Annotated in this window: 23 protein-coding genes; 20 read left to right on the top strand and 3 right to left on the bottom strand. The window is 71.6% G+C overall.

The window, feature by feature from the left end; all coding sequences use genetic code 11:
* Window positions 1-39 precede the first annotated feature (39 nt).
* The 6 genes from ACIWQI_RS07225 (at window position 40) to ACIWQI_RS07250 (ending at window position 7851) form a co-directional block, all read left to right on the top strand.
* Window positions 40-1608 carry an MFS transporter gene (locus tag ACIWQI_RS07225; protein ID WP_396656459.1) on the top strand — a complete coding sequence of 523 codons (1569 nt, stop codon included), beginning with the start codon at window positions 40-42 and terminating at the stop codon, window positions 1606-1608.
* A 12-nt stretch (window positions 1609-1620) separates the two neighbouring features.
* On the top strand, window positions 1621-2079 hold the full coding sequence (gene aroQ / locus ACIWQI_RS07230; protein WP_396656460.1) for a type II 3-dehydroquinate dehydratase: 459 nt from the start codon (window positions 1621-1623) through the stop codon (window positions 2077-2079).
* 107 nt (window positions 2080-2186) lie between these two features.
* Window positions 2187-2747, top strand: a complete 561-nt coding sequence (gene efp, locus ACIWQI_RS07235; protein WP_396656461.1) for an elongation factor P — start codon at window positions 2187-2189, stop codon at window positions 2745-2747.
* 13 nt (window positions 2748-2760) lie between these two features.
* Entirely contained in the window at window positions 2761-3171 is a 411-nt protein-coding gene (gene nusB / locus ACIWQI_RS07240; RefSeq protein ID WP_396656462.1) for a transcription antitermination factor NusB, read from the top strand.
* 43 nt (window positions 3172-3214) lie between these two features.
* A complete protein-coding gene (locus tag ACIWQI_RS07245; protein WP_396656463.1) occupies window positions 3215-6193 on the top strand; it encodes a DEAD/DEAH box helicase in 2979 nt (992 codons plus the stop codon).
* A gap of 83 nt (window positions 6194-6276) precedes the next feature.
* The gene (locus ACIWQI_RS07250; RefSeq protein ID WP_396656464.1) at window positions 6277-7851 is read left to right on the top strand and encodes a Rieske 2Fe-2S domain-containing protein; all 1575 of its coding nucleotides are present in this window, start codon (window positions 6277-6279) and stop codon (window positions 7849-7851) included.
* 61 nt (window positions 7852-7912) lie between these two features.
* On the opposite strand, the gene ACIWQI_RS07255 is transcribed toward ACIWQI_RS07250, so the two are convergent.
* Both ACIWQI_RS07255 and ACIWQI_RS07260 read right to left on the bottom strand, forming a co-directional pair.
* Window positions 7913-8731, bottom strand: coding sequence for a permease prefix domain 1-containing protein (locus tag ACIWQI_RS07255; RefSeq protein ID WP_396656465.1), 819 nt, complete (start codon window positions 8729-8731; stop codon window positions 7913-7915).
* Window positions 8713-9051 (bottom strand): PadR family transcriptional regulator, encoded by a 339-nt coding sequence (locus tag ACIWQI_RS07260; protein ID WP_396656466.1) that lies wholly within the window; start codon window positions 9049-9051, stop codon window positions 8713-8715. Before ACIWQI_RS07260 ends, ACIWQI_RS07255 begins: the two co-directional genes overlap by 19 nt.
* 211 nt (window positions 9052-9262) lie before the next feature.
* Between ACIWQI_RS07260 and ACIWQI_RS07265 the strand changes: the two genes are divergently transcribed.
* On the top strand, window positions 9263-9799 hold the full coding sequence (locus ACIWQI_RS07265; RefSeq protein ID WP_396656467.1) for a DoxX family protein: 537 nt from the start codon (window positions 9263-9265) through the stop codon (window positions 9797-9799).
* Window positions 9800-9807: 8 nt separating this feature from the next.
* Here ACIWQI_RS07265 and ACIWQI_RS07270 read toward each other — a convergent pair whose 3' ends face one another.
* Window positions 9808-10494: a TMEM175 family protein gene (locus ACIWQI_RS07270; RefSeq protein ID WP_396656468.1), complete on the bottom strand. Its 687-nt coding sequence runs from the start codon at window positions 10492-10494 to the stop codon at window positions 9808-9810.
* Window positions 10495-10615: 121 nt separating this feature from the next.
* On the opposite strand from ACIWQI_RS07270, the gene pyrR reads away from it, so the two are divergent.
* From pyrR to ACIWQI_RS07335, 13 genes are all read left to right on the top strand, one after another.
* Window positions 10616-11146, top strand: a complete 531-nt coding sequence (gene pyrR, locus ACIWQI_RS07275; RefSeq protein WP_396656469.1) for a bifunctional pyr operon transcriptional regulator/uracil phosphoribosyltransferase PyrR — start codon at window positions 10616-10618, stop codon at window positions 11144-11146.
* On the top strand, window positions 11143-12111 hold the full coding sequence (locus tag ACIWQI_RS07280; protein ID WP_396656470.1) for an aspartate carbamoyltransferase catalytic subunit: 969 nt from the start codon (window positions 11143-11145) through the stop codon (window positions 12109-12111). Before pyrR ends, ACIWQI_RS07280 begins: the two co-directional genes overlap by 4 nt.
* On the top strand, window positions 12108-13427 hold the full coding sequence (locus ACIWQI_RS07285) for a dihydroorotase (RefSeq protein ID WP_396656471.1): 1320 nt from the start codon (window positions 12108-12110) through the stop codon (window positions 13425-13427). The genes ACIWQI_RS07280 and ACIWQI_RS07285 overlap by 4 nt, the downstream gene beginning before the upstream one ends.
* Entirely contained in the window at window positions 13424-13924 is a 501-nt protein-coding gene (locus ACIWQI_RS07290) for a hypothetical protein (protein WP_396656472.1), read from the top strand. The genes ACIWQI_RS07285 and ACIWQI_RS07290 overlap by 4 nt, the downstream gene beginning before the upstream one ends.
* Window positions 13921-15075, top strand: a complete 1155-nt coding sequence (carA, locus tag ACIWQI_RS07295; RefSeq protein ID WP_396656473.1) for a glutamine-hydrolyzing carbamoyl-phosphate synthase small subunit — start codon at window positions 13921-13923, stop codon at window positions 15073-15075. The genes ACIWQI_RS07290 and carA overlap by 4 nt, the downstream gene beginning before the upstream one ends.
* Window positions 15068-18400 (top strand): carbamoyl-phosphate synthase large subunit, encoded by a 3333-nt coding sequence (gene carB / locus ACIWQI_RS07300; RefSeq protein WP_396656474.1) that lies wholly within the window; start codon window positions 15068-15070, stop codon window positions 18398-18400. Before carA ends, carB begins: the two co-directional genes overlap by 8 nt.
* Entirely contained in the window at window positions 18397-19233 is an 837-nt protein-coding gene (pyrF, locus tag ACIWQI_RS07305; RefSeq protein WP_396656475.1) for an orotidine-5'-phosphate decarboxylase, read from the top strand. Before carB ends, pyrF begins: the two co-directional genes overlap by 4 nt.
* Entirely contained in the window at window positions 19226-20119 is an 894-nt protein-coding gene (gene gmk / locus ACIWQI_RS07310; protein ID WP_396656476.1) for a guanylate kinase, read from the top strand. Before pyrF ends, gmk begins: the two co-directional genes overlap by 8 nt.
* Before the next feature lie 162 nt (window positions 20120-20281).
* A complete protein-coding gene (gene rpoZ / locus ACIWQI_RS07315; protein ID WP_396656477.1) occupies window positions 20282-20536 on the top strand; it encodes a DNA-directed RNA polymerase subunit omega in 255 nt (84 codons plus the stop codon).
* A 12-nt stretch (window positions 20537-20548) separates the two neighbouring features.
* Window positions 20549-21742: a methionine adenosyltransferase gene (gene metK / locus ACIWQI_RS07320; protein ID WP_396656478.1), complete on the top strand. Its 1194-nt coding sequence runs from the start codon at window positions 20549-20551 to the stop codon at window positions 21740-21742.
* Window position 21743: 1 nt separating this feature from the next.
* Entirely contained in the window at window positions 21744-23708 is a 1965-nt protein-coding gene (locus ACIWQI_RS07325) for a primosomal protein N' (protein WP_396656479.1), read from the top strand.
* A 9-nt stretch (window positions 23709-23717) separates the two neighbouring features.
* Window positions 23718-24638 carry a methionyl-tRNA formyltransferase gene (fmt, locus tag ACIWQI_RS07330; RefSeq protein WP_396656480.1) on the top strand — a complete coding sequence of 307 codons (921 nt, stop codon included), beginning with the start codon at window positions 23718-23720 and terminating at the stop codon, window positions 24636-24638.
* Window positions 24596-26095: an RsmB/NOP family class I SAM-dependent RNA methyltransferase gene (locus ACIWQI_RS07335; RefSeq protein WP_396656481.1), complete on the top strand. Its 1500-nt coding sequence runs from the start codon at window positions 24596-24598 to the stop codon at window positions 26093-26095. The genes fmt and ACIWQI_RS07335 overlap by 43 nt, the downstream gene beginning before the upstream one ends.
* Window positions 26096-26103: the final 8 nt, after the last annotated feature.

The following is a 26103-nucleotide window of genomic DNA, read 5'->3' on the forward strand; positions in this document are numbered from 1 at the left end:
GGGCAGCGCCCCGGCATCCACGGCAGAGAGGCGGTCGTCATGACCATCGCTTCAACGAGCCCCTCACGCCCCGGCGCGGTGCTCGCCACTCTGATCATCGTCGCCGCCGTCGCGAACCTCCCGCTGGCGGTCGCGAACGTCGCGCTTCCCGACATCGGCGTCGCCTTCGACGCGTCGCAGACCCAGCTGAACCTCGTCGCGATCGGCTACTCGCTGGGCCTGGCGGCCTCGGTGCTCTGGCTGGGCGCCGTGGGCGACCGTCACGGCCGCCGCCGCATGCTGCTGCTCGGGGTGATCCTCTCGCTTCCGACGGGGCTGCTGGCAGCCTTCGCACCCTCGATCGAGGTGCTGATCGCCGCGCGCGTGGTCGGAGGCATCACCGCGGGCATGGCGTTTCCGACCACCCTCGCCCTCATCACCGCCCTGTGGTCGGGGCCGGGGCGCACGCACGCCATCGCCCTGTGGTCGGCCACCGGCGGTGCGATCTCGGCGCTCGGCCCGCTGATCTCCGGGCTGCTCCTGGAAAGCCTGTGGTGGGGGTCGGTGTTCCTGGTGACCATCCCGCTGATCCTGGTCGCGGTGCCGCTGACGATCATCTGCATCCCGGCCCATGTGAACGAGGCGACCGAGCCGGTCGACAATCTCGGGGGCCTGCTGTCGGTGATCCTCGTCGGTGCGCTGATCGTCGCGATCAATTACGCGACCGTGCCCGACTCCACGATCCTCGTGCTGAGCCTTGCCGGCCTCACCCTCGTGACGCTGGCGGGGTTCGTCTGGCGCCAGAGACGCGCGAAGAACCCGCTGTACGACCTCGACGTCGCGAGACGCCCGATCTTCTGGGTCGCCGCGATCGCCGGCGTCATCGTCTTCGGCGCGCTCATGGGCGCGATGTTCATCGGCCAGCAGTTCCTGCAGAACGTCCTCGGCTACTCCACCATCGAGTCGGGCGCGGCGATCCTCCCCGCCGCTGTGTTCATGATGCTCCTCGCTCCGCGCTCGGCGAAGCTCGTCGAACGCTTCGGAGCGCGCTTCACGATGCTGGTCGGGTACGCGCCGATCCTGCTCGGGTTCCTCACGATGCTGCTGCTGTGGCGCGAGGGGGCGGGCTACTGGGCGGTGGCACTCGGCTATGCGCTCATCGGCGCCGGCGTCGGGCTCGCCGGGACGCCGGCATCGCGTTCGCTGACCGGCGCCGTGCCGGTGCGGCGGGCCGGCATGGCATCGGGCACGGCCGACCTGCAGCGAGATCTCGGCGGTGCGATCATGCAGTCGATCCTGGGTGCTCTGCTGACGGCGGGGTATGCCGCGGCCATGGTGTCGCAGATCGGCAGCTCCGCCCAGGCCGCGCAGGTCACGGCGAGTGTTCAGAGTCAGCTCACGAGGTCGTTCGCGAGTGCCGAGTCGGTGGCGGCGCAGTACCCGCAGTATGCGGATGCCATCATCCAGGCGGCGAAGGAGTCGTTCCGCGCCGGCCAGGACTGGGCCTACATCGCGGGCGCCGTCGCCGTGCTGATCGGGGCCGCTCTCGTGTTCTGGGTGTTCCCGAAGGCGGCACGCGAGCGCGAACTGCTCGCGCAGTACCATGCCGAGGATGCCGCGGTGCGCTGATAGCGTGACGGCGTGACGCCGTCTCACCGCCTTCTCCTGGTCAACGGGCCGAACCTCAACCTGCTCGGAACACGCGAGCCCGAGGTGTACGGGCACGAGACGCTCGAAGACGTCGAGCGCATCGTCACCGCGACCGCCGCGCAGAGCGGGTTCGAGGTGCGCGCCGTGCAGAGCAACCACGAGGGCGTGCTCATCGACGCGATCCACGCCGCGCGCGAGGACTGCACGGGCATCGTGATCAACCCCGGAGGGCTCACGCACACCTCCGTCGTGCTGCGCGACGCGCTGTCGGCCGTCGCGCTGCCCGTCGCCGAAGTGCACATCTCGGACATCCGCCGGCGCGAGCGGTTCCGGCATCACTCCTACGTCGCCGACGTGGCCGTGGTGCACGTGGTCGGTGAAGGCGTGCCCGGCTACGCCACGGCGACCCGTCTGCTCATCGACGTCATCGCGGGGCGCGCCGACGGCTGACCCGATGCCCGCCGCCGCGTGCGCCGGCGGGCCGCCTGGCCGCGTCCCGTAGAATCGAGAGTCGGGCCGCTCGGCCCGCGAACTTCACGAACGGAAACCCCACCCTCATGGCATCGACCGCAGACATCAAGAACGGCGTCGTCCTGAAGATCGACGGACAGCTCTGGAGCGTCGTCGAGTTCCAGCACGTCAAGCCCGGCAAGGGCGGAGCGTTCGTGCGCACGAAGCTGAAGAACGTGGTCACCGGCAAGACCGTCGACAAGACGTACAACGCCGGTGCGAAGGTCGAGCTGGAGAACGTCGACCGCCGCGACTTCACTTACCTCTACAACGACGGCGAGTCCTTCGTGTTCATGGACGCGACCGACTACGACCAGCTGAGCGTGCCGGCGAGCATCGTCGGCGACGCGGCCAACTTCCTGCTCGAGAACCAGCAGGTGACCATCGCGCTGAACAACGGCAACCCGCTCTACCTGGACATGCCTGCCTCGGTCGTGCTGGAGATCACCTACACCGAGCCCGGCCTGCAGGGCGACCGCTCCTCGGCCGGGACCAAGCCCGCGACCGTCGAGACCGGCTACGAGATCCAGGTTCCGCTGTTCCTCGAGACCGGGACGAAGGTGAAGGTCGACACCCGCACCGGCGACTACCTCGGCCGCGTGAACTGACGCGGCGCTCTCGATGAGTGCCCGTTCGAAGGCGCGCAAGCGCGCGCTCGACATCCTCTTCCAGGCCGATGTGCGCGGCGACGACGTCGCCACGATCCTCGCCGCCGAGGCGCGGCGCGCGGCGGGGGAGCCGGCGCGCCAGGCGTCGTGGCTCTATGCCCGCGACATCGTGGACGGCGTGATCGACAACCGCGATGAGATCGACGAGCAGATCACGACCTTCGCCAAGGACTGGCCGCTCGCCCGGATGCCCGCCGTCGACCGGGCGCTCCTGCGCATCGGCGTGTGGGAGCTGCTCTACAACGACGAGGTGCCGGCGGCGGTCGCGATCGACGAGGCCGTGGAGCTGGCGAAGGAGTTCTCGACCGACGACTCGGGCGCCTTCGTGCACGGGGTGCTCGCGCGGATCTCGCGCGCATCCTGATCCCCACGCGGGTGCGCTGACGCTGTCGGTGGGTGCTGCGAAGATGGACGCCGTGCCGGCACCGCATCCCGACCCCCTGCCCAGGGGTGCGGCCGCACCGACGTGGCGATCGCTGCTGGACGAGGCGCCGTCGCGAGCAGCCCCCGCACTCGCGCTGGGCGTGGAGCTGCGTCAGCGCGAGCCGTACTCGGCCCGGTCATGGGCGCCGCGGCGGGTCGAGGCGGTCACGCCTCGCGCTCTCGCCGCGAGCCAGGTCGACCTGACGCTGGGCATCCGCCCGCTGGTGCGCAGCGACCGCACCGGGGAGTGGATCAAGGGCGATGCCTCGTGGAACGCGGTCCGGCGCCCCGGCGCTCCGTACGACCCGGCCCACGCGCGCTGGTTCTCAGACCTCGCCCGCATCGCGCTCGGTGCCCGCTCGCTCGGGCCGTACGCCGATCCGGGGGAGTGGATCCGGCTGGATGCGGTGGAGTCGCCGCTGCTGTGGCCACAGCTGCGCGCGGCGGCGGCCACCGGCATCCCGATCATCGCGACCGCGAAGCACCAGGAGGTGGTCGTCGCCGCGTCCGCGGTCGCCACCGTCGACATCGCCCCCGACGGCGACGGGCTGCGCCTGCGCGCGCGGGTCCTGGTCGACGGCGCGCCGATCGAGTACGCCGCGGTGCGTGCCATCGGCGACCACGGCCTGTACGCCGCGGCCATCGACGCCGATCCGATCGTCATCACGATCGCGCCCGCCGAGCTTCCGTCGGCGGCCGCCGCTCTGCTGCCGCTGACAGACGGGCTCGCCGTCCCGGCCCAGGAGCGGGCGGAGTTCCTGCGCGATGCCGTCCCACGGCTGAGGCGGCGCGCGACCGTCACAGCTGCCGCCGGCATCCGTCTTCCCGCGCAGACCGACCCGGTCGCCGTCGTCACCACCGAGTTCGGTCGCGACGACGTGGTCGACGTGCGCATCGAGTGGTCGTATCCCGGCCTGCCGCGCCTGCCGTTCGCCGCAGACGGTGACCGCGACCGCGACGTCGACGCCGAGGCGGGCGTCCGCGCGGCGCTGGAGCACGCCTGGGGGGCGGCCCTCGACGTCCCGTTCTCGGGCTCGGTGCGCCTGCGGGGCGTCGACACCGCCGAGTTCGCCGGGCGGGTGCTTCCGGCGTGGCAGGAGCTCGACGGCGTCCGCATCGAAGGCGACGCTCCGCCGCGCACCTACCGTGAGCTGACCGGCAGCCCCTCGGTGGCGCTGACCACTGTGGAAAGCTCCGACCCGGATTGGTTCGACCTCGGCATCATCGTCACCATCGACGGGCGCCCGATTCCGTTCACGCCGCTGTTCCGGGCACTGACGCTCGGACGCCGCAAGCTGCTGCTGGCCGACGGCGCGTACTTCTCGCTGCGCCATCCGGCCCTCGACCGCCTCAAGGAGCTCATCGACGAGGCGGCCGGCATGGACGAGTGGGAGACCGGCCCGCGGGTCAGCCGGTACCAGGTGGCCTGGTGGGCGGAGTTCGAAGACCTGGCCGACCAGTCCGACGCCGCCGTGGCGTGGCGCGCGTTCGCCGACGGCATGCGCGCCGAGACGGGCGTTCCCGCCAGGGCGGCGCCCGGCGCGATCCGGGCGACGCTGCGTCCCTATCAGCAGGCCGGGTTCGAATGGCTCGCATTCCTCTGGCGGCATCGCCTGGGCGGCATCCTCGCCGACGACATGGGACTCGGGAAGACCCTGCAGCTGCTGACGCTGATGGCGCACGTGCGGGAAGCGGGAGAGCAGCGGCCGATCCTGGTCGTCGCGCCCACCTCGGTCCTTCCGACGTGGTCGGCGGAGGCGGCGCGTTTCGCACCGGAGCTGACCGTGCGCGTCGTCGACCGCACCGCCACGGCCAGCGGCACCCGCGTGACCGGCAACGGCCCGGACGTCGTCCTCACCTCGTACGCGGTGCTGCGACTCGACGAGGACGACTTCGCCGCGGTCGACTGGGCCCTCGTGGTGCTCGACGAAGCGCAGTTCGCGAAGAACCCGAAGACGCGGCTGCACCGCGCTCTGGCCCGCCTGCGCGCCGACGTGGTCATCGCCGCCACCGGCACGCCGCTGGAGAACAGCCTCACCGACCTGTGGGCGCTGCTCTCGCTGACGTCTCCGGGGCTCTTCCCCTCGGCCCGTCGCTTCCGCGAGGAATACGTCACGCCGATCGAGCAGGGCAAGGTGCCCGAGAACGTCGAGGGCGGCCCATACCGTGCGGCACGTCTTGCCCGGCTGCGCCGCCGCATCCGGCCCCTCGTGCTGCGACGCACGAAAGAGCTCGTCGCACCCGAACTGCCCGAGAAGCAGGAGCAGCAGCTGCGCATCGGGCTCGACCCCGCGCACCGTGCGCTGTACGAGAAGACCCTGCAGCGTGAGCGCCAGAAGGTGCTGGGACTGCTCGACGACCTCGATCGCACGCGGGTCATCGTGTTCCGCTCGCTGACCCTGCTCCGGCTGATGAGCCTCGCGCCGGTCCTGGTGGACGCGAAGCATGCGCACATCGGCTCCGCCAAGCTCGACGCGCTGCTGGAGCGGGTCGCCGAGATCGTCGCGGAGGGGCATCGTGTGCTCGTCTTCAGCCAGTTCACGTCCTTCCTGCAGCTGGCGGCGGAGAGATTGGATGCCGCCGGCATCCGCCACGCGTACCTCGACGGGGCGACGCGCCGCCGCGCCGCGGTCATCGAGGGCTTCCGCAGCGGCGACGCCGCCGCCTTCCTCATCAGCCTGAAGGCCGGCGGATTCGGGCTGACCCTCACCGAGGCGGACTACGTGTTCCTGCTCGATCCGTGGTGGAACCCCGCCGCCGAGGCGCAGGCGGTCGACCGCGCGCATCGCATCGGGCAGGACCGTCGCGTCCTCGTGTACCGGCTCATCGCGGCCGACACGATCGAAGAGAAGGTCATGGCGCTGCAGCAGCGCAAGGCGAGGCTCTTCCACTCGGTCGTCGACGACGACGCGATGTTCGCGCAGGCGCTCACCGCCGAAGACATCCGCGGGCTGCTGGAGTGAGCCTCCCGCTCTCTGAGCCTGTCGAACCGGCGCCCCGGCGCGTCCCGCGTAGACTCGACTGCTGATCGAAACGGGAGGAATCCATGCGGATCACGGGCCTGGGGCACGCGGGGATGTTCATCGAGACAGCGGGCGGCACCATCCTCTGCGACCCGGTCATCGGCCCCAGCTTCTTCGGCTCCTGGTTCCCGTTCCCCGACAACCGGGGCCTGGACTGGGAGCGGTTCGGCAAGGCCGACTTCCTCTACATCTCGCACCGCCACCGCGACCACTTCGACCCCGCGCTCATGCACCGCTATGTCCCGCAGGACATCACCGTGCTGCTGCCCGAGTATCCGACCGACGACCTCGAGACCGACCTGCGAAAGCTCGGCTACGACAACATCCTCTACACCCAGGGCGGGGTGCCGCTGGAGTTCGGCGACCTGAAGATCATGGTGACCCCGCTGCGGGCCCCCAGCGACGGGCCCATCGGGGACTCGTCGCTCAGCGTCGACGACGGCACCGCCAGCATCCTCAACCAGAACGATTCGCACCCGCTCGACCTCGAGAAGCTGCTCGGGTTCTCCAAGCCGGAGGCGTACTTCACGCAGGTCTCCGGGGCGATCTGGTGGCCGATGGTCTACGACCTGCCGCAGGATGCGAAGCAGAACTTCGCGCGGCTCAAGCGCGACGCCCAGAACAAGCGCGCCATGTACTACATCGAGAAGGTCGATGCCGAGCACGTCTTCCCGATGGCGGGACCGCCGATGTTCCTTCGCGAGGAGCTCTTCCGATACAACGGGTACGGGCTCGAGGACGACGCGATCTTCACCGACCAGCGGCAGTTCCTCGAGCACATGGCGCAGCAGCGCCCGCAGCAGAAGGGCCACCTGTTCCTGCCCGGGACACAGGTCGATCTCAACCGCGGCGAGATCGAGATCACCCAGACGCTGTACTCCGACGAGGAGATCGAGCGCATCTTCGGGAACAAGTGGGATTACCTCGCCGAGCAGCGCGACTTGCGGCAGGACGAGATCCGCGCCGAGGAGCAGCGCCGCGCGCCGGTGCTCCCGCCGCAGGAGATCCTGGCCGCCCTGAAGGAGTGGTGGGAGCCGCTGCTGCGCCGCGCACGCACGATCCGCAACGGTGTCGGCGGCAACGTCCGGTTCCGGATCGGCGAGCTGGACATGGTCGTCGACTTCCCGAAGGCGAAGGTGCGCGAGTACGCGGGGGAGGAGTGCGTGTACTGGTACACCATCCCCGCAGATCTCGTCTCGACGAACATCGCCGACCACGAGATCGACTGGTCGAACTCGATCTTCCTCTCGATGCAGTTCGAGGTGGGCCGCAGCGGCAAGTTCAACGAGTTCCTGACGACGTTCCTCAAGTGCCTCTCGCGCGACCGCATCGAGTACGTCGAGAACTGGTACGCCGAGCAGACCGACCAGACCGAGGACGCGCAGCTCGGGGACTGGGTCGTGCAGCGGCGCTGCCCGCATCTGCGGGCGGACCTGACCAAGACCGGGAAGATCGAGGACGGCGTGCTGACCTGCTCGCTGCACGACTGGAGCTGGGACCTGAAGTCGGGGAAGTGCCTGACCACCCAGGGGCACCCGATCCGTGCGCGTCAGGTGGAGGACGACCTCTTCCGCGATGCGACCGAGCCCGCCGCCTGACAGCGCCGGACACCAGGAGGCCGGGGACCCGTCGGGTCCCCGGCCTCCGGCCCATCGACGGTCAGCTCGCGACGGCGGCCTTCGCGCGCGCCGTGCGCCGGCCCAGGCGCACGGCGAGGTCGACCAGCGCCGCGATCAGCACGATGGCCAGGCCCGAGAAGGTGAGCCAGCCGATCACGGCGTTGTCGGTCTGCGTGACCTGCCCGACGACGGTCGTGGCGATGGCGGCCAGGGCCAGCAGCGGCATGAGCACGAGCATGATGGCGCTGAACGGGCGGGAGCCGGCGTGCGTCGCCCACGACCGCGCCAGCGTCCAGACCACCGCGATCGCCAGCAGCGGCACCCAGATCGCCACGAACCACGACAGGAGCGCGGCTGCGACGACCGAGAGCGCGCCGGTGACCGCGATCGCGATCGTCGCGCCGTCCAGCTCGCCCGTCGCGCGCAGGTTGAGGCCCACGAGCACGGTCGTCGTGAGAAGGCATGCGAGGGCGGTGACCGCTGAGGCGGCGAGGTAGGCGCTCTGCGTCCACGGCATCAGCAGATCGGTGTGCCCGTACACGGCCACCGCGAGCGCGGCGACCCACGTGACGGACGCCGCGACGGCGAGCGCCGGCAGGTGACGGGAGAAGAACAGGGACATCAGGTTTCCTTTCGAGGGGACATCGCTCAGGAGGGATGCCACGAGCTTCGGCTCGCCGAACCTCGCCAGCGCGCGTCGCGCCGCCGTGTGCGGGTCGATGCCGAGGGCTTCGAGCCGCTCGGTCGTCGAAAGCAGGTGATCGAGGACTTCGTCGACGAGATCGTCGCGATCTCGTCGCGCCCCGAGCCTGCTGCGCAGCGCGCGGACGTACTGGTCGATCAGGCCGTCTGCGGCCATGGGTTCCTCCTGAGAACGGAATCGACGGCGGCGGCGAATTCGCGCCACCCTGCGCGCTGCTCGACGAGCCGGGCAGCGCCAGTCTGTGTGAGTCGGTAGAGCTTCCGACGGCGGCCGGATGCCTCCGACCATTCGTGCTCGAGCAGGCCCGCCCGCTCCAGCCGATGCAGCACGGGATACACCGTGCCTTCAGCGAGGTCGAACGACCCCCCGCTGCGATCGCGCAGGCGCTCGATGACCCCGTAGCCGTGGATGGGCCCCGCGGAGATGACCGCGAGGACCAGCAGGTCCAGGTGTCCCTTGAGCGATTCAGCGTTCATACCTAGTGATGCTAGGCCTAGTGACGCTAGGTGTCAACTGCTGAGCTTCTCCGCCCGGCGTTTTGTCGGTGACCCACAACACGCACCGGGGATCCTGCGGAGGTGTTTGACGGAAGGGACGCGATTCCGGGACGTCGGTATCACCTTCGCCGGAGTCGCCGTCTGAGTCGGTGGCCCCGCACCGTGCGGGCAGAACGATCAGGAGATCCGCATGACCAGCGTTACCCTTCGTCCCGGCGCCGCCGGCGTCATCCCGTCCACCGCGCGGCCGTCGCTCATCCGGCACGCGTTCGACCTCGAGGCACGCGCAGAGGCCGCGCTGAAGGTGCTTCTGCAGCGCTGGAGCATCCCGCTGCTGCGCATCGCCCTGGGCGCTGTGTTCGCCGTGTTCGGCATCCTCAAGGCGTTCCCCGGCGTCAGCCCGATCGAGCCGCTCGTCGTGGCCACGTGGGAGAAGCTGAGCTTCGGACTGGTCGGCGGGCAGACCGCGATGATGCTCACCGCGGCGATGGAAGTGCTCGCCGGGCTGCTCATCATCGTCGGTGCGGGGTTCGCGCGCGTCGGGCTCATCGTGCTCGCGGTCACCTTCGTCGGCATCCTGTCGCCGATCGTGCTGCTGCCGCAGGAGGTCTTCGCGGCGACCGGGCCGACCCTCACCGGCCAGTACATCTTCAAGGACGCGGTGCTCATCGCCGCCGCCCTGGTGGTGGCCGGCCGTGTGCTGCGCGGCCCGGCCCCGCGCGTCTGAGACGCCGATCAACCGCCCCCGTCGCCACCGCGACGGGGGCGGTCCAGCGCCCGCATGGTCAGGCGGCCCGAGAGCGGACCGAGCACGATGAGCGTCGCCCACGACCATTTCGCCGCATTGGGGTCCACGAACAGGGCGAGCGGGATCGAGAGCAGGAACACGAGCGGCGTGATGAGGGAGTCGATCAGATCCAGCCGGTTCGCCCGCGCGCCGGTGGGCACCCGCTCGAGGCCGCGAGACCGGGCGACCTGGAACATCACCGTCTGGGCGAGCGCGACGAGGGCGATGTTGAGGGCGTAGAACGCCGTCGGAAGCGCCAGGTCCGCGCTGGCGGGATCGCTGATGCCCTGCGTCGTGAAGGCGATGAGGATGACCAGCGCCGCCGGCACGAGATTCAGCGCCGTCGTCAGGCCGTCCAGTCCCGCCAGTCGCCGCATCAGCCGCACGTTCAGCCGCCAGAACACCGCGATCACCGTGAAGCTCAGGGCGAACCCGATCAGCTGCGCGGGCACCCCCGACTCGGCAAGCGCCGACAGGCTGCGCCACGCCTCGGGCGGGGGCGCGTCGACGTTCGCGATCAGCAGCGTCACGGCGAAGCCGTAGACGGCGTCGAAGAACGAGACTCCGCGACCGAACTCGAGCGAGTCGGTGGGAGCGAAGTGCGTCCTGCGCGCAGCGGTGGATTCGCCGGCCATGCCCCCAGGCTCTCAGGCGCTCGCGCGCGCCGGGCGGAGGCACACCGCCGTGGGGGATAGGCTGGTGCACAACCACAGCAACCTTTAACACCGTCCTGTGAGGCGGAGAAGGGAGCGGCGGATGAGCACGCGCACTGTCCTGCACGACGCGGACATCGCCCGGGCGCTGACCCGCATCGCGCACGAGATCCTCGAATCCAATCGCGGCCCCGAGGGCCTGGTCATCCTCGGCATCCCGACGCGCGGCGTCCCGCTGGCCGACCGCATCGCGACGCTCATCGGCGACATCTCCGGCGCACCTGTCCCGGTCGGCGCGCTGGACGTGACGATGTACCGCGACGACCTCCACCGCAACCCCACCCGCGCCCCGCACCGTACCCACATCCCGCCCGGCGGCGTCGACCGCCGGGTCGTCGTGCTGGTCGACGACGTGCTGTTCTCCGGCCGCAGCATCCGGGCCGCGCTCGACGCCCTGCAGGACATCGGCCGTCCTGCTGCGGTGCGCCTGGCGACCCTCGTCGACCGCGGCCACCGGGAGCTGCCGATCCGCCCCGACTTCGTCGGCAAGAACCTGCCCAGCGCCCGCGACGAGCGCGTCAACGTGCGACTGGCCGAGATCGACGGCGTCGACGAGGTGACGATCGGATCATGAGGCACCTGCTCGACACCAAGACGCTCGCCCGCGAGGACGCGCTGCGCATCCTCGACGTGGCCGAGGACATGGCCGACACCCAGCAGCGCGAGATGAAGAAGCTGCCTGCCCTGCGCGGCAAGACCGTCGTGAACCTCTTCTTCGAGGACTCCACGCGCACCCGCATCTCGTTCGAGGCGGCCGCCAAGCGCCTGAGCGCCGACGTCATCAACTTCTCGGCGAAGGGCTCGAGCCTGTCCAAGGGCGAGTCCCTGCAGGACACCGCCCAGACACTGCAGGCGATGGGGGCGGACGCCGTCGTGATCCGCCATGGCGCCTCCGGCGCGCCGCGCACGCTGGCCACCAGCGGATGGATCAGCGCGGGCGTCGTCAACGCGGGGGACGGCACGCACGAGCACCCCACGCAGGCGCTGCTGGATGCGTTCACCATCCGCAAGCGCCGGTTCGGCGCCGACAGCCGCGGCCGCGATCTCGAGGGCCTGCGCGTGACGATCGTGGGCGACATCCTGCACTCGCGGGTCGCCCGCTCCAACGTCTGGCTGCTCGACACGCTCGGCGCCGAGGTCACCCTGGTGGCACCGCCCACCCTGGTGCCCCAGGATGTCTCAGCCTGGCCGGTGCGGGTGCTCTACGATCTCGACGACGCCCTCGCCGAGGGCGCTGACGCGCTCATGATGCTCCGCATCCAGCTCGAGCGCATGAACGCGGCGTATTTCCCCACCGAACGGGAGTATTCCCGGCGCTGGGGGCTTGATCCGCGGCGTCTGACGAGCCTGGGGGCGGATAGCATTGTCCTGCACCCGGGACCGATGAACCGGGGGCTCGAGATCTCCGCCGAGGCCGCGGATTCCGCCCGATCGACCGTGCTCGATCAGGTGACCAACGGCGTCTCGGTGCGGATGGCCGCGCTCTACCTGCTGCTGGCGGGAGAGCGCGACGCTGATGACAGAGAGGACGTGCGATGACCCCGCAGCAGGGCTCGGGAACCGTCCTCATCATCCGCGGAGCGCGCCTCGAAGGCGGGGATGCGGCAGACCTCCGCATCGAGGACGGCGTCATCGCCGAGGTGGGTCACGGCCTGAGCGCCCCCGGCGCGTCCGTCGCCGACGCGGACGGACTCATCGCGCTGCCCGGTCTCGTCGACCTGCACACGCACCTGCGCGAGCCCGGCTACGAGGCGTCCGAGACGGTGCTGACCGGCTCCCGCGCCGCAGCGGCGGGCGGGTACGCCGCCGTGTTCGCGATGCCCAACACCTCGCCGGTCGCCGACACCGCCGGAGTCGTCGAGCAGGAGCTCGCCCTGGGCGAGGCCGCCGGCTACGTGCATGTGCAGCCGATCGGCGCGGTGACCGTCGGCCAGCGGGGCGAGCGGCTCGCCGAGCTCGGCGCGATGGCGGATTCGCGCGCCCGCGTCCGGGTCTTCAGCGACGACGGCTTCTGCGTATGGGACCCGCTCATCATGCGCCGCGCCCTGGAGTATGTGAAGGCCTTCGACGGCGTCATCGCCCAGCACGCCCAGGACCCGCGCCTGACCGAGGGCGCCCAGCTCAACGAGGGGGCGGTGTCGGCAGAGCTCGGCCTCGCCGGATGGCCCGCCGTCGCCGAGGAGTCGATCATCGCGCGCGACGTGCTGCTCGCCGAGCACGTCGGCTCACGACTGCACGTCTGCCACCTCTCCACCGCGGGGTCGGTCGACATCGTGCGCTGGGCGAAGAAGCGCGGCGTGCACGTGACCGCCGAGGTCACCCCGCACCACCTGCTGCTGACCGACGAGCTCGCCCGCGGCTACGACGCCCGCTTCAAGGTGAACCCGCCGCTGCGGCGCGAGGAGGACGTGCAGGCGGTCCGCGAGGGCCTCGCCGACGGCACGATCGACATCGTCGCGACCGACCACGCGCCGCACCCCGCCGAGGCGAAGGCGTGCGAGTGGCAGGCGGCCGCGAACGGGATGGTCGGACTCGAGTCGTCGCTTCGCGTCGTGCACCAGGCGATGGTCGAGACCGGACTGCTGGAATGGGCGGACGTCGCGCGCGTCATGTCGCGCACGCCCGCCCGGATCGGTCGACTGGACGGCTACGGCACGCCGCTGGAGCCGGGGGCGCCGGCATCCCTCGTCCTGTACGACCCGTCCGCCACGGGCCCCTTCACGGCCGCCGACCTGCGCGGGCGCAGCGTGAACTCGCCGTATCTCGGTCGCGAGCTGCCCGGCAGCGTGCGGTGGACGATCCACCGAGGAGCGGTGACCGTGCGCGACGGCGAGCTGCAGGAGCTGGGCGCATGACGCGGGAGGCTGCCCTCGCCGTCATGATCGGCGTGGCGGTGCTGCTGCTGGCGACGCTGGCGTTCGCCTGGTGGCGGCGCGCGCGTCGCGACGCGGGTCTGGTCGCACCCGTCGGCGAGCCGCCGGCGGACGCCGCGGAGCTGGCGCGCTGGAGCGGCCTCTACGTCGCCACCACCGTGCACGACCAGCCGCTGGAGCGGCTCGCCGTCCGCGGGCTGGGATTCCGCTCCCGCGCCGTGCTCACCGTCACCGACCGCGGCATCGGACTCGAGCTGCCCGGATCGCCGGCGTACTTCCTCCCTGTCGCGCAGCTCGTCGCCGCCGACCAGTCCCAGGTCGTGATCGACCGCGTCGTGGAGCGCGACGGTCTCGTCCGGCTCGTCTGGCGCATCGACGGCGAGCGGCTCGTCGACAGCTATCTGCGGCCGCAGGATGTCTCAGCGAAGACGGTGGCCGACAGCATCCGCCCCCTCATCCCGTCAGGAAGCGACGCATGACCCTCTTCACCTCCGATCCCGCGGTCCTCGTGCTCGAGGACGGCAGCCGCTACGCCGGCCGCGCCTACGGCGCGCAGGGCACCACTGTCGGCGAGGTCGTGTTCGCCACCGGCATGACCGGCTACCAGGAGACGCTCACCGACCCGTCGTACGCCGGACAGATCGTCCTGCAGACCGCCCCGCACATCGGCAACACCGGCATGAACAGCGAAGACCCCGAGTCGGGGCGCATCTGGGTCGCCGGATACATCGTGCGCGACCCCTCGCGGGTCGTCTCCAACTGGCGTGCCGAGGAGTCGCTCGACGATGCGCTCGAGCGGGACGGCATCGTCGGCATCAGCGGCATCGACACCCGCGCCGTCACGCGACGCATCCGAGCGGAGGGCAGCATGCGCGGCGGTGTCTTCTCGGGGTCGGCGGCGACACTCCACCCCGATGAGCAGCTGCGGCTGGTGCGCCAGGCGCCGCAGATGGCAGGGCAGAACCTGTCGGCGGACGTGTCGGTGCCGGCGGCGACCGTCACGCCCGCGCAGGGCGAGCGGATCGGGAATCTCGCCGTGCTCGACCTCGGGGTCAAGCAGGCCACCGTCGACAACCTCGCCGCGCGGGGATTCGAGGTGCACGTGCTGCCGCAGGATGTGACGATCGACGAGCTGCGCGCCATCGAGCCGGTCGCGGTGTTCTACTCGAACGGCCCCGGCGACCCCGCGGCATCCGACGACCATGTCGCCCTGCTGCGCGCGGTGCTCGACGAGCGGCTGCCGTTCTTCGGGATCTGCTTCGGCAATCAGCTGCTGGGCCGCGCCCTGGGCCTGGACACCTACAAGCTGCCGTTCGGGCACCGGGGGATCAATCAGCCGGTGCTGGACAAGGCGACCGGCCGCGTGGAGATCACCGCCCACAACCACGGGTTCGCCGTCGACGCGCCGGTGGAGGGCGTGTTCGAGAGCCCGCACGGCTACGGACGCATCGAGGTCTCGCACGTCGGCCTCAACGATCAGGTGGTCGAAGGGCTGCGGGCTCTCGACATCCCCGCGTTCTCGGTGCAGTACCACCCCGAGGCGGCCGCCGGTCCGCACGACGCCAACTATCTGTTCGACCGCTTCCGTGACCTCGTCGTCGCGACCCTGGAGACCAACAAGAATGCCTAAGCGCGACGACATCCACAGCGTCCTCGTCATCGGATCCGGCCCGATCGTGATCGGCCAGGCGTGCGAGTTCGACTACTCGGGAACCCAGGCCTGCCGGGTGCTGCGGGAAGAGGGCGTGCGGGTCATCCTCGTCAACTCCAACCCGGCGACGATCATGACCGACCCCGACTTCGCCGATGCGACCTACATCGAGCCGATCACCCCCGACGTGATCGAGACGATCATCGCCAAGGAGAGGCCGGACGCGATCCTGCCCACCCTGGGCGGTCAGACGGCTCTCAATGCCGCCATGCAGCTGCATGAGCTGGGCATCCTCGACACCTACGGCGTCGAGCTCATCGGTGCCGACATCGATGCGATCCGCAGGGGCGAGGACCGGCAGATCTTCAAGGAGCTCGTCATCGCCGCAGGGGCCGATGTCGCCGCCTCGCGCATCTGCCACACCATGGACGAGGTGCTCGCCGGCGCCGCCGAGCTCGGCTATCCGCTCGTGGTGCGTCCGAGCTTCACGATGGGCGGGCTGGGCTCGGGCTTCGCCTACGACGAGGCCGACCTGCGCCGCATCGCCGGTGCCGGCCTGCGCGACTCGCCCACCCATGAGGTGCTGCTGGAGGAGTCGATCCTCGGGTGGAAGGAGTACGAGCTCGAGCTGATGCGCGACACGGCCGACAACACCGTCGTCGTGTGCTCCATCGAGAACGTCGACCCGGTCGGCGTGCACACCGGCGACTCCATCACGGTCGCGCCCGCGCTCACCCTCACCGACCGCGAGTTCCAGAGGCTGCGTGACATCGGCATCGACATCATCCGCGCGGTCGGCGTCGACACCGGCGGCTGCAACATCCAGTTCGCCGTCGACCCCGCCGACGGGCGGGTCATCGTCATCGAGATGAACCCGCGCGTGTCGCGCTCGTCGGCGCTCGCCTCGAAGGCGACCGGCTTCCCGATCGCGAAGATCGCGGCCAAGCTCGCCATCGGGTACCGGCTGGACGAGATCCCCAACGACATCACGCGCGTGACCCCGGCGAGCTTCGAGCCCACGCTGGACTACGTCGTCGTGAAGGTGCCGCGCTTCAACTTCGAGAAGTTCCCGGCCGCCGACCCGACGCTGACGACCACCATGAAGTCCGTGGGCGAGGCCATGGCGATCGGCCGCAACTTCAGCACCGCGCTGCAGAAGGCGCTGCGGTCTCTCGAGAAGCGGGGATCGAGCTTCCACTGGTCTCGCGACGACGCGTCGACCGCGACCGAGAGCGTCGAGGAGCTGCTCGAGCTCGCGAAGACTCCGACCGACGGGCGCATCGTCGTCGTGCAGCAGGCGCTGCGCCGCGGCGCGACGATCGACCAGGTCTTCGAGGCGACCAAGATCGACCCGTGGTTCCTCGACCAGATCGTGCTCATCAACGAGGTCGCCGAGCACGTGCGCACGGCGCCGGAGATGGATGCCGACACGATCCGCCTCGCGAAGGAGCACGGCTTCTCGGACGCCCAGCTCGCCCAGCTGCGCGGGATCAGCGAGCCGGAGGTGCGCGGCATCCGTCACGCGCTGCGGATCCGCCCCGTGTACAAGACGGTCGACACCTGCGCGGGGGAGTTCCCGGCCCTCACCCCCTACCTCTACTCCAGCTACGACCAGGAGGACGAGTCCGATCCCACCGACCGCACCAAGGTCGTCATCGTCGGCTCCGGCCCCAACCGGATCGGCCAGGGCGTCGAGTTCGACTACTCGTGCGTACACGCCTCCTTCGCGCTGTCGGCGGCCGGCTTCGAGACGGTGATGATCAACTGCAACCCCGAGACCGTGTCGACCGACTATGACACCAGTGACCGGCTCTACTTCGAACCGCTCACGCTCGAAGACGTGCTCGAGGTGCTGCACGCCGAGGCGCAGTCGGGCGAGATCCTCGGGGTCGTCTGCCAGCTGGGCGGCCAGACGCCGCTCGGGCTGGCCAAGGGCATCGAGGCGGCCGGCTACCGCATCCTCGGCACGAGCCCCTCCGCCATCGACCTCGCCGAGGAGCGCGGGCTGTTCAGCGACATCCTGGATGCCGCCGGCCTCGTCGCGCCGCGGCACGGCACCGCGATCAACGCCGCCGGCGCGGTGGCGATCGCCGAGGAGATCGGCTACCCGGTGCTCGTGCGCCCCAGCTTCGTGCTGGGCGGGCGCGGCATGGAGATCGTGTACGACACGCCGAGCCTGCTCGACTACTTCGCCCGCATCGCCGACCAGGCGATCATCGGGCCGGGCATGCCGCTGCTCGTGGATCGATTCCTCGACGATGCGATCGAGATCGACGTCGACGCCCTCTTCGACGGCGAGGAGCTGTACATCGGCGGCGTGATGGAGCACCTCGAAGAGGCCGGCATCCATTCCGGCGACTCGTCCTGCGCGCTGCCGCCGATGTCGCTGGGCCGCACCGAGATCGACCGCGTGCGCGACGCGACCCGCGCCATCGCCGAAGGCGTGGGCGTGCGCGGACTGCTCAATGTGCAGTTCGCCGTCTCGGCCGGCGTGCTCTACGTCATCGAGGCCAACCCGCGCGCCAGCCGCACGGTGCCCTTCGTCTCGAAGGCGCTCGGCATCCCCCTCGCCAAGGCCGCCTCGCGCATCATGGCCGGGGCGAGCATCGCAGAGCTGAAGGCGGAGGGGCTGCTTCCGGCCGAGGACGGCTCGCGGCCCCCGTTGGATGCCCCGGTCGCCGTCAAGGAGGCGGTGCTGCCGTTCAAGCGGTTCCGCACCGCGGCCGGCGCCACCGTCGACTCCGTGCTCGGCCCCGAGATGCGCTCCACCGGCGAGGTCATGGGAATCGACCGCGACTTCCCGACCGCGTTCGCCAAGAGCCAGTCCGCGGCGTACGGGGGTCTGCCCACCGCGGGCACTGTGTTCATCTCGGTCGCCGACAGCGACAAGCGCGCGGTGATCCTGCCCGCGCACCTGCTCGCCGAGCAGGGCTTCGAGCTCCTGGCGACCGAGGGCACCGCCGAGATCCTCTCCCGCAACGGCATCGAGGTGTCGCTCGTGAACAAGTTCTCGGCCACGCAGCGCAGCGGCGAGGACAACATCGTCGATCTCATCAACCGGGGCGACGTCGACATGGTGGTGAACACGCCCAGCGGCGGCATGGCGCGCGCCGACGGGTACGAGATCCGCGCCGCAGCGGTGGCCGGAGACAAGGCGCTGTTCACCACCATGGCCGTCCTCGGTGCCGCGGTCAGCGCCCTGCCGATCCTGCGCGAGGGCTTCGCCGTCAAGAGCCTGCAGGAGTACGCCCTCCTTCGCGGCGCGCCGGAGCAGGCCCGCGAATCCGTGGGGGAGCGGGCATGACCTCCTTCGGCGAGCGCGTGCGTGCCGCGCTGGAGACGAGCGGGCCGCTGTGCGTGGGCATCGACCCGCACACGGCGCTGCTGCAGGAGTGGGGATTGGATGCCTCCGCCGCCGGCGCACGCGAGTTCGGCCTGCGGGTGGTCGAGGCGGCCGCCGGCGCGGTGGGCATCGTCAAGCCCCAGGTGTCGTTCTTCGAGCGGTACGGATCCGGCGGGATCGCCGCGCTGGAGGATGTGCTCGCCGCCGGCCGCGCCGCCGGGCTGGTGGTCATCGCCGACGCCAAGCGCGGCGACATCGGCACCACGATGGACGCCTATTCCGACGCGTGGCTGACCCCCGGCGCGCCCCTGGAAGCCGACGCGGTCACCGCGAACCCCTTCCTCGGGGTCGGATCGCTCACGCCCGCGTTCGACCTCGCGGAAGCCCATGGGAAGGGCGTGTTCGTCCTCGCCGCCACCAGCAATCCGGAGTCCTTCGCCCCGCAGCGGGCGCGGCTGGAGGACGGCTCCACCGTGTCGGCCCGGATCGTGGCGGAGGTGTGCGAGCGCAATGCCGCACGCATCACGGCGGGGGAGTGGGCGGGGCTCGGATTCGTCATCGGCGCGACCGTGACGTGGCCGGACGCCGGACTCTCCCCGTTCTCGCCGGCCGCCCCCATCCTCGCGCCCGGCTTCGGCCGGCAGGGCGCCGGCCCCGAAGACCTGCACAGGTTCGGTTCGCACATGCCGAACGTCATCGCCTCCGAGAGCCGCAGCATCCTCTCGGCCGGTCCTGACGGGATCGGCGAGGCCGTCTCCCGACGCGCAGAGGAGTACAGGAGGATCCGTGGCTGATTCCACCCATCCCCCCGAAGTCGACCGCGTCGCCGCGTCGCGGAAGGCCATCGCCGCGCGTCGTGCCCGCGCGAGCCTGAAGCGCGACGTCAGCACGCGCGTGGTCACCCCGCAGGAGGTCCTGCGCCGCTCCGAGGAGCCGGGCTCGGCGGCGGCGACCCTGCGCGTCACCGAGTTCCTGACCAGCATCCCCGCCATCGGCGAGAGCAAGCGCGACCGCATCCTCGAGGCGCTGCAGATCTCGCCCGTCAAGCGCCTGGGCGGGCTCGGCGTGCGGCAGCGGCGCGATCTTCAGGCGTTCCTCGACGCGAGGCTGCCGGAACCGCAGCCGCGCCCGGGACGCAGCCGGCTGCTGGTGCTCGCCGGCCCCACCGCCGTCGGCAAGGGCACCGTCGCCGCGCGCATCGCCGCCGACCACCCTGAGATCCTGCTGTCGGTGTCGGCGACCACCCGCGCACCCCGGCCCGGAGAGGTCGACGGGGTGCACTACCGCTTCGTCGACGACGCCGAGTTCGACCGCCTCATCGCCGACGGCGAGCTGCTCGAGCACGCGACCGTGCACAACTCGTATCGCTACGGCACGCCGCGCGGCCCCATCGAGGAGGCTCTTGCACAGGGTCGCACGGTGCTGCTGGAGATCGATCTGCAGGGCGCGCGACAGGTGCGGGCCGCCGACCCCTCCGCCACGCTCGTCTTCCTGCTGCCGCCCAGCTGGGACGAACTGGTCAACCGTCTCGTCGGCCGCGGGACCGAGGGGCCGCAGGAGCGCGCCCGGCGCCTGAAGACCGCGAAGGTGGAGCTGGCCGCGCAGGGGGAGTTCGACTTCCGCGTCGTGAACGACGACGTGGCCCGCGCCGCACAGGAGGTCATCGACGTCGCGGGCTGACCCGCGGCGCAGCAGAGGCTGTCTGGCGTGACGAGGACGAAGTGCCGCGGAATCGGCCTCCGGCAGCATCCTCCCGCCGGCCGCGCGGGTGCGGCGTGGGCGCGGCAGCGTCGGTGCGCCGGGTACAATGGATCTTTGCGCGCGCACAGAAGGAGACTCCGTATGGCCGGAACCAACCAGGGCATCATCGAGCCCCCGATCGACAGCCTGCTCGAGAAGGTCGACTCGAAGTACCAGCTCGTGATCTTCGCATCCAAGCGGGCCCGGCAGATCAACGACTACTACTCGGACCTGCACGAGGGCAACCTGTTCGACAACGTCGGCCCGCTCGTCGACTCCACCGTCGAGGACAAGCCGCTCACGATCGCCCTGCACGAGATCAACGAGGACAAGCTCCGCCTGCGTCACAACGACTGAGCCCTCCTCTCCATGAGCCAGCTGCGTCTGTTCACGTCCGAGTCCGTCACCGAGGGTCATCCCGACAAGATCTGCGACCAGATCTCCGACAGCATCCTCGACGCGCTGCTCACGGTCGACCCGGGCAGCCGCGTCGCGGTCGAGACGCTCGTGACCACCGGTCTGGTCCATGTCGCCGGCGAGGTCCGCACCGACGGCTACGTCGACATCCCCGGCATCGTCCGCGGAGTGGTCAACCGCATCGGCTACACCTCCAGTGAGACGGGGTTCGACGGCGACTCGTGCGGCGTCACGGTGTCGATCGGCGAGCAGTCCGGCGACATCGCCGCCGGAGTCGACAACGCCATCGAGCAGCGCGAGCACGGCTCGGCTGACCCCATCGATGCGCTCGGCGCGGGCGACCAGGGCATCATGTTCGGCTACGCCACCAACGAGACGCCGCAGCTGATGCCGATGGCGATCTGGACGGCGCACCGCATCGCGGAGCGGCTCGCGCACGCCCGCCGCAGCGGCGCGCTGCCCTTCCTGCGCCCCGACGGCAAGACGCAGGTGACCCTCGGGTACGACGGCACGGCGCCGCGCACGGTCGACACGGTGGTGCTGTCCACCCAGCACAATCCCGACATCTCGATCCCCGCGCTGCGCGCCGCGGTGCAGGCAGAGGTCATCGAGCCGGTCATCGCGCAGACCGGACTCGACACGAGCACGACCCGCTTCATCATCAACCCCGCCGGTCCGTTCGTCACGGGCGGTCCGAAGGGCGATGCGGGCCTGACCGGCCGCAAGATCATCATCGACACCTACGGCGGCGCCGCCCGGCACGGCGGTGGCGCATTCAGCGGCAAGGACCCGTCCAAGGTCGACCGCTCCGGGGCGTATGCGCTGCGCTGGGTGGCGAAGAACGCCGTGGCGGCCGGGCTCGCCGACCGGCTCGAGGTGCAGATCGCGTACGCCATCGGCAAGGCGAGCCCGGTGGGTCTCTACGTCGAGACCTTCGGCACGGGAGCCGTCTCGGACGAGGTCATCACGACCGCGATCCGCGACGTGTTCGACCTGCGCCCGCAGGCGATCATCGATCAGCTCGACCTGCTGCGACCGATCTACGCGCAGACGGCCACCTACGGGCACTTCGGCCGCGAGCTGCCCGATTTCACGTGGGAGCGCACCGACCGCGTGCAGGAGCTGCGCGCGGCCGCGGGACTCTGACATGTCGCGCCCGGTCGCGCGGGTGCTCATCGATTCGCCGCTGCCTCAGCTGGACCGGCTGTTCGACTACCGCATCCCCGACGCGCTGACCGCGCAGACGCTGCCGGGGGTGCGTGTGCGCGTCCCGCTGCGCAGCGCGGGGCGCGTGGTCGACGCGTTCGTGGTCGACCTCGTCGATGACGACGGCAGCCGGGAGCTGTCCTCCCTCGAAGCAGTGGTCTCGCCGGCGCAGGTGCTGCCGGCGAGCCTCTACGCCCTGGCCCGGCGGGTTGCCGACCGCGCCGCGGGATCGGCATCCGACATCCTCCGCCTCGTCGTCCCGAAGCGCCAGGTCCGGGTCGAGAAGGCGTGGCTCGCCGCCGACCCGCCCGCGCCGACCGCTCCCGCTCCCGAGGCTCGGCAGTGGGCCGACGAGCAGCTCGCCGGCTTCCCCGGGCTCACCGAGGCGCTCGCGTCGGGGGAGAGGGTGGTCGTGGACGCCCCGCCCCGACCGGATGCCGCGGGCATCACGATCGGCGCATGGGCGACGCTGCTCGCCGCCGCCGCCGTGCAGACGCTGGGCGCCGGGCGCAGCGCGGTGCTCGTCGTCCCCGACCATCGCGACCAGGCGCAGCTGGAGGCGGCCCTCGCGGGCCGGGTGCCCGAGGACGCGCTCGTCGTCGACGATGCGGCCCGGCCGAATCCGGAACGGTACCGCGCGTTCCTGCGCACCCTGGCGACCGCCCCCTGCATCGTCGTGGGCAAGCGCTCGGCCGTCTACGCACCGGTGCCCGAGCTCGGCATGCTCGCGATCTGGGACGACGGCGATCCCCTTCTCGAAGAGCCGCTCGCCCCGTACGTGCATGCCCGCGACGCCGCGCTCGTGCGGCAGGAGCTGCACGGCGGGGCGCTGCTGTTCGCCGGCCACACCCGCACGACGGACGTCGAGCGCCTCGTCGGCGTCGGGTGGGTGCGCGAGATCGCCGCGGCTCGCCGTGAGACCGCCCGGGTGATCCTCGACGCCGCGCAGGCATCCCGGCCGGGGGAGCGGGTGCCCTCCGCGGCGTTCCAGACGGCCCGCGAGGCCCTGCAGCACGGCCCGGTGCTCGTGCAGGTGGCCCGCCCGGGCTACGCACCCGTGCTCGTCTGCGCGCAGTGCCGGGCTCCTGCCCGCTGCGCCCACTGCGGCGGGCCGCTGCATGCCCGCGCCCCGCGGGCCGTGCCGGTGTGCACCTGGTGCGGACACACCGCGGTGGGCTGGCGCTGCCCGGCCTGCGAGTCCGAGCGGGTGCGCTTCGCATCGTCGGGCAGCGAGCGCACCGCGGACGAGCTCGGGCGCGCCTTCCCGAACACGCGCGTGATCGTCGCCGACGGAGACCACCTGGTGCTGCGCGTCGACGACGCACCCGCCCTGGTGGTGGCCACCCGGGGAGCCGAGCCGATCGCCGAAGGCGGCTACCGTGCGGTGATCCTGCTCGACGGTGAGCGGATGCTGCTGGCCGACGCCCTGCGGATCGGCGAGTCGTGCCTGCGGTGGTGGTCGAACGCGGCGGCGCTGGCGGCATCCGGAGCTCCCGTGCATCTGGTCGGGGTGACCGGACCCGTGGCACGCGCGCTCGCGACCTGGAACCAGGCCGGCTACGCCCGGTCCGAGCTGGCGGCGCGTGCGCCCCTGCTCATGCCGCCCACGGTCCGTGTGGCCGCGGTCACCGGAGCGCCGCAGGCGGTCGAGCGGGCCCTGTCCGACGTGCGCACCGCCGTCCCCACGCTGCCGCCCGCCGCCGTCCTCGGACCGGTCCGGCTGGAGGATGACCCCGCGACCATGCGCGCCCTGGTGCGATTCGAGTACGGGGAGGGCCGCCCGGTCACCGAGGCCCTTCGTGCCGCCGTCGTGCGCGAAGCCCTGCGCGGCGGTCGGGGCCGGGGCGGCGGACGCGCGCGCAATACACTCAGAGTCCGGGTCGACGTGCCCGACCCGGAGCTGTGAGGTGACGCCGTGAGACTCGTGTTCGCCGGGACCCCGGACGCCGCGGTCCCCTCGCTGCGCCGTCTCGCCGCATCGGCCCACGAGATCGCTCTCGTGGTGACCCGGCCCGACGCCCCGGTGGGCCGCAGACGCGTCATGACCCCTTCGCCGGTCGCGCAGGCGGCGAGCGAACTCGGCCTCGACGTGCTCCGGACGACCCGGCTCGACGAGTCCGCATCCGCGCGCGTCGCCGCGGCGGATCCGGAGCTCGGCGTCGTGGTCGCCTACGGCGGGCTGGTCCGCGAGCCGCTGCTGTCGCTTCCGGCACGGGGGTGGATCAACCTGCACTTCTCGCTGCTGCCGCGCTGGCGCGGCGCCGCCCCCGTGCAGCACGCGATCATCGCGGGGGACGAGCGCACCGGCGCCGCGGTGTTCCGGCTCGTGCCCGAGCTGGACGCAGGCGACGTCTACGCGCAGTTCGAGCATCCGATCGGCCCGGAGGCGACCGCCGGGGAGGTGCTCGACGAGCTCGCGGTGCGCGGCGCAGACCTGCTGGTGCAGGTCGTCGACGACATCGCGGCGGGCACCGCGCACGCACACCCGCAGCAGGGTGAGCCGACCACCGCCCCGAAGCTCGGCATCGACGACGCGCGCGTGCGCTGGGAGCACGATGCCCCGGCGGTCCTCGCCCGCATCCGCGGCGTGACGCCGGAACCGGGCGCTTTCACCACGATCGACGGCGCGCGGCTGAAGATCCTGCGCGCGCGTGCCGCCGCGAGCGACCTGCACCCGGCGCCCGGCGCGGTCGTCGTCAGCGGGCGCGAGGTGCTGGTCGGGACGGGAACCGCGCCGGTGGCCCTCGAGGTCGTCCAGCCCGCCGGCCGGGGTCCGATGGCGGCGGCGGACTGGTGGCGCGGCGTGCGCGCGGCAGAGGCGCGGGTGGGCACGTGAGCGCCGCACAGCGGCCCGACCGACAGCGGGCCGAACGACAGCGGGCCCAAGGCCGTCGCCCCGACAGATCGGCAGGCGCCCACCGCGTCCAGCCTGCGCGGAGGGTCGCGTACGAGACGCTGAGGTCCGTGCACGATTCCGACGCCTACGCGAATCTGCTGCTGCCGCGCAGCATCCGCCGCGCCGGGCTGGCAGGCGCGGACGCAGCGCTCGCGACCGAGCTCACCTACGGCACGCTGCGCAGGCAGGGCACCTATGACGCCGTCATCGCGATCGCCGCCGGGCGCGACACCGCCGAGATCGATCCGCCGGTGCTCGACGCGCTCCGGCTGGGCGCCCACCAGCTGCTGTCCACCCGGGTCGCCTCGCACGCTGCGGTGAACGAGTCGGTGGCCCTCGTCGCAGAGACGGCACGCAGCGCCACCGGCTTCGCCAACGCCGTGCTGCGCCGCATCGCACGCGACACGCCGGGCGACTGGATGGCCCTGCTCGACGACCGTGCACGGTCGGACGACGAGCGGCTGGGGCTGCGCCACGCCCACCCCGTGTGGGTGCTCCGGGCCTTCCGCCGCGCCCTGGCCGCGGAGGGACGCGCCGACGAGCTCACTGCGCTGCTGGAGGCGGACAACGCCGCTCCGGGCGTGACGCTGGCGGCTCTTCCCGGTGTCGCCGAGCCACCCGAGCACAGCCACCGGACCCGCTACTCGCCGATCGGCTTCGGTCTGGACGCCGGCGACCCCGAGCCGGTGATCGCCAGCGCCGACGGCGCGATCCGCGTGCAGGACGAGGGGTCGCAGCTGGCGGCGCTCGCGCTCAGCCGCTGGGCGCCGCCGCGCCCGGGGGAGCGCTGGCTCGATCTGTGCGCGGGACCGGGAGGCAAGACCGCGGTCCTGGCCGCCGAGGCTCTGGCCGGCGGTGCGGCACTGGAGGCGAACGAGCCGGTGCCCGCCCGCGCGGCGCTCGTGCGGGACTCGATCGCCGCCGTCCCCCTGGAGGTCCCGGTCTCCGAGGAGGACGGCCGCGTCCGCGCGACCGATGCCCCGCAGTCCTACGACCGGATCCTCGTCGACGCGCCGTGCACCGGCCTGGGCGCCTTGCGCCGTCGGCCCGAGGCGCGCTGGCGCAAGCAGGCGGCGGACCTGCCCGAGCTCACGGCGCTGCAGGGCGAGCTGCTCGATGCGGCGATCCGCGCCCTCAAGCCCGGCGGCGTCGTCGCGTATGTCACGTGCTCACCGCACCTCGCCGAGACGGCCGCGGTCGTCGCCGATGCGCGGCGCACGTGGGGCGACGACCTCGAGGAGCTCGACGCGAGGGCCGTGCTGCACGGTGTCGCGCAGCATCCGCTCGATCTCCCGGTCCCCGCCGACGGTTCCGGCCGTGCGCAGCTGTGGCCCCATCGTCACGGCACGGACGCGATGTCGATCGTGCTGCTGCGCCGCCGTCCCGGCACGCGCTGACGGCCTGG

The organism is Microbacterium sp. (genome assembly GCF_044508325.1).
Taxonomy (GTDB): Bacteria; Actinomycetota; Actinomycetes; order Actinomycetales; family Microbacteriaceae; genus Microbacterium.

Excerpts from the sequence above, each read along its gene's own strand:
- ACIWQI_RS07225 (WP_396656459.1), top strand. The coding sequence starts at position 40 with ATGACCATCGCTTCAACGAGCCCCTCACGCCCCGGCGCGGTGCTCGCC.
- efp (WP_396656461.1), top strand. The coding sequence starts at position 2,187 with ATGGCATCGACCGCAGACATCAAGAACGGCGTCGTCCTGAAGATCGAC.
- nusB (WP_396656462.1), top strand. The coding sequence starts at position 2,761 with ATGAGTGCCCGTTCGAAGGCGCGCAAGCGCGCGCTCGACATCCTCTTC.
- ACIWQI_RS07245 (WP_396656463.1), top strand. The coding sequence starts at position 3,215 with ATGGACGCCGTGCCGGCACCGCATCCCGACCCCCTGCCCAGGGGTGCG.
- ACIWQI_RS07250 (WP_396656464.1), top strand. The coding sequence starts at position 6,277 with ATGCGGATCACGGGCCTGGGGCACGCGGGGATGTTCATCGAGACAGCG.
- ACIWQI_RS07255 (WP_396656465.1), bottom strand. The coding sequence starts at position 8,731 with ATGGCCGCAGACGGCCTGATCGACCAGTACGTCCGCGCGCTGCGCAGC.
- ACIWQI_RS07260 (WP_396656466.1), bottom strand. The coding sequence starts at position 9,051 with ATGAACGCTGAATCGCTCAAGGGACACCTGGACCTGCTGGTCCTCGCG.
- ACIWQI_RS07265 (WP_396656467.1), top strand. The coding sequence starts at position 9,263 with ATGACCAGCGTTACCCTTCGTCCCGGCGCCGCCGGCGTCATCCCGTCC.
- ACIWQI_RS07270 (WP_396656468.1), bottom strand. The coding sequence starts at position 10,494 with ATGGCCGGCGAATCCACCGCTGCGCGCAGGACGCACTTCGCTCCCACC.
- pyrR (WP_396656469.1), top strand. The coding sequence starts at position 10,616 with ATGAGCACGCGCACTGTCCTGCACGACGCGGACATCGCCCGGGCGCTG.
- ACIWQI_RS07280 (WP_396656470.1), top strand. The coding sequence starts at position 11,143 with ATGAGGCACCTGCTCGACACCAAGACGCTCGCCCGCGAGGACGCGCTG.
- ACIWQI_RS07285 (WP_396656471.1), top strand. The coding sequence starts at position 12,108 with ATGACCCCGCAGCAGGGCTCGGGAACCGTCCTCATCATCCGCGGAGCG.
- ACIWQI_RS07290 (WP_396656472.1), top strand. The coding sequence starts at position 13,424 with ATGACGCGGGAGGCTGCCCTCGCCGTCATGATCGGCGTGGCGGTGCTG.
- carA (WP_396656473.1), top strand. The coding sequence starts at position 13,921 with ATGACCCTCTTCACCTCCGATCCCGCGGTCCTCGTGCTCGAGGACGGC.
- carB (WP_396656474.1), top strand. The coding sequence starts at position 15,068 with ATGCCTAAGCGCGACGACATCCACAGCGTCCTCGTCATCGGATCCGGC.
- pyrF (WP_396656475.1), top strand. The coding sequence starts at position 18,397 with ATGACCTCCTTCGGCGAGCGCGTGCGTGCCGCGCTGGAGACGAGCGGG.
- rpoZ (WP_396656477.1), top strand. The coding sequence starts at position 20,282 with ATGGCCGGAACCAACCAGGGCATCATCGAGCCCCCGATCGACAGCCTG.
- metK (WP_396656478.1), top strand. The coding sequence starts at position 20,549 with ATGAGCCAGCTGCGTCTGTTCACGTCCGAGTCCGTCACCGAGGGTCAT.
- ACIWQI_RS07325 (WP_396656479.1), top strand. The coding sequence starts at position 21,744 with ATGTCGCGCCCGGTCGCGCGGGTGCTCATCGATTCGCCGCTGCCTCAG.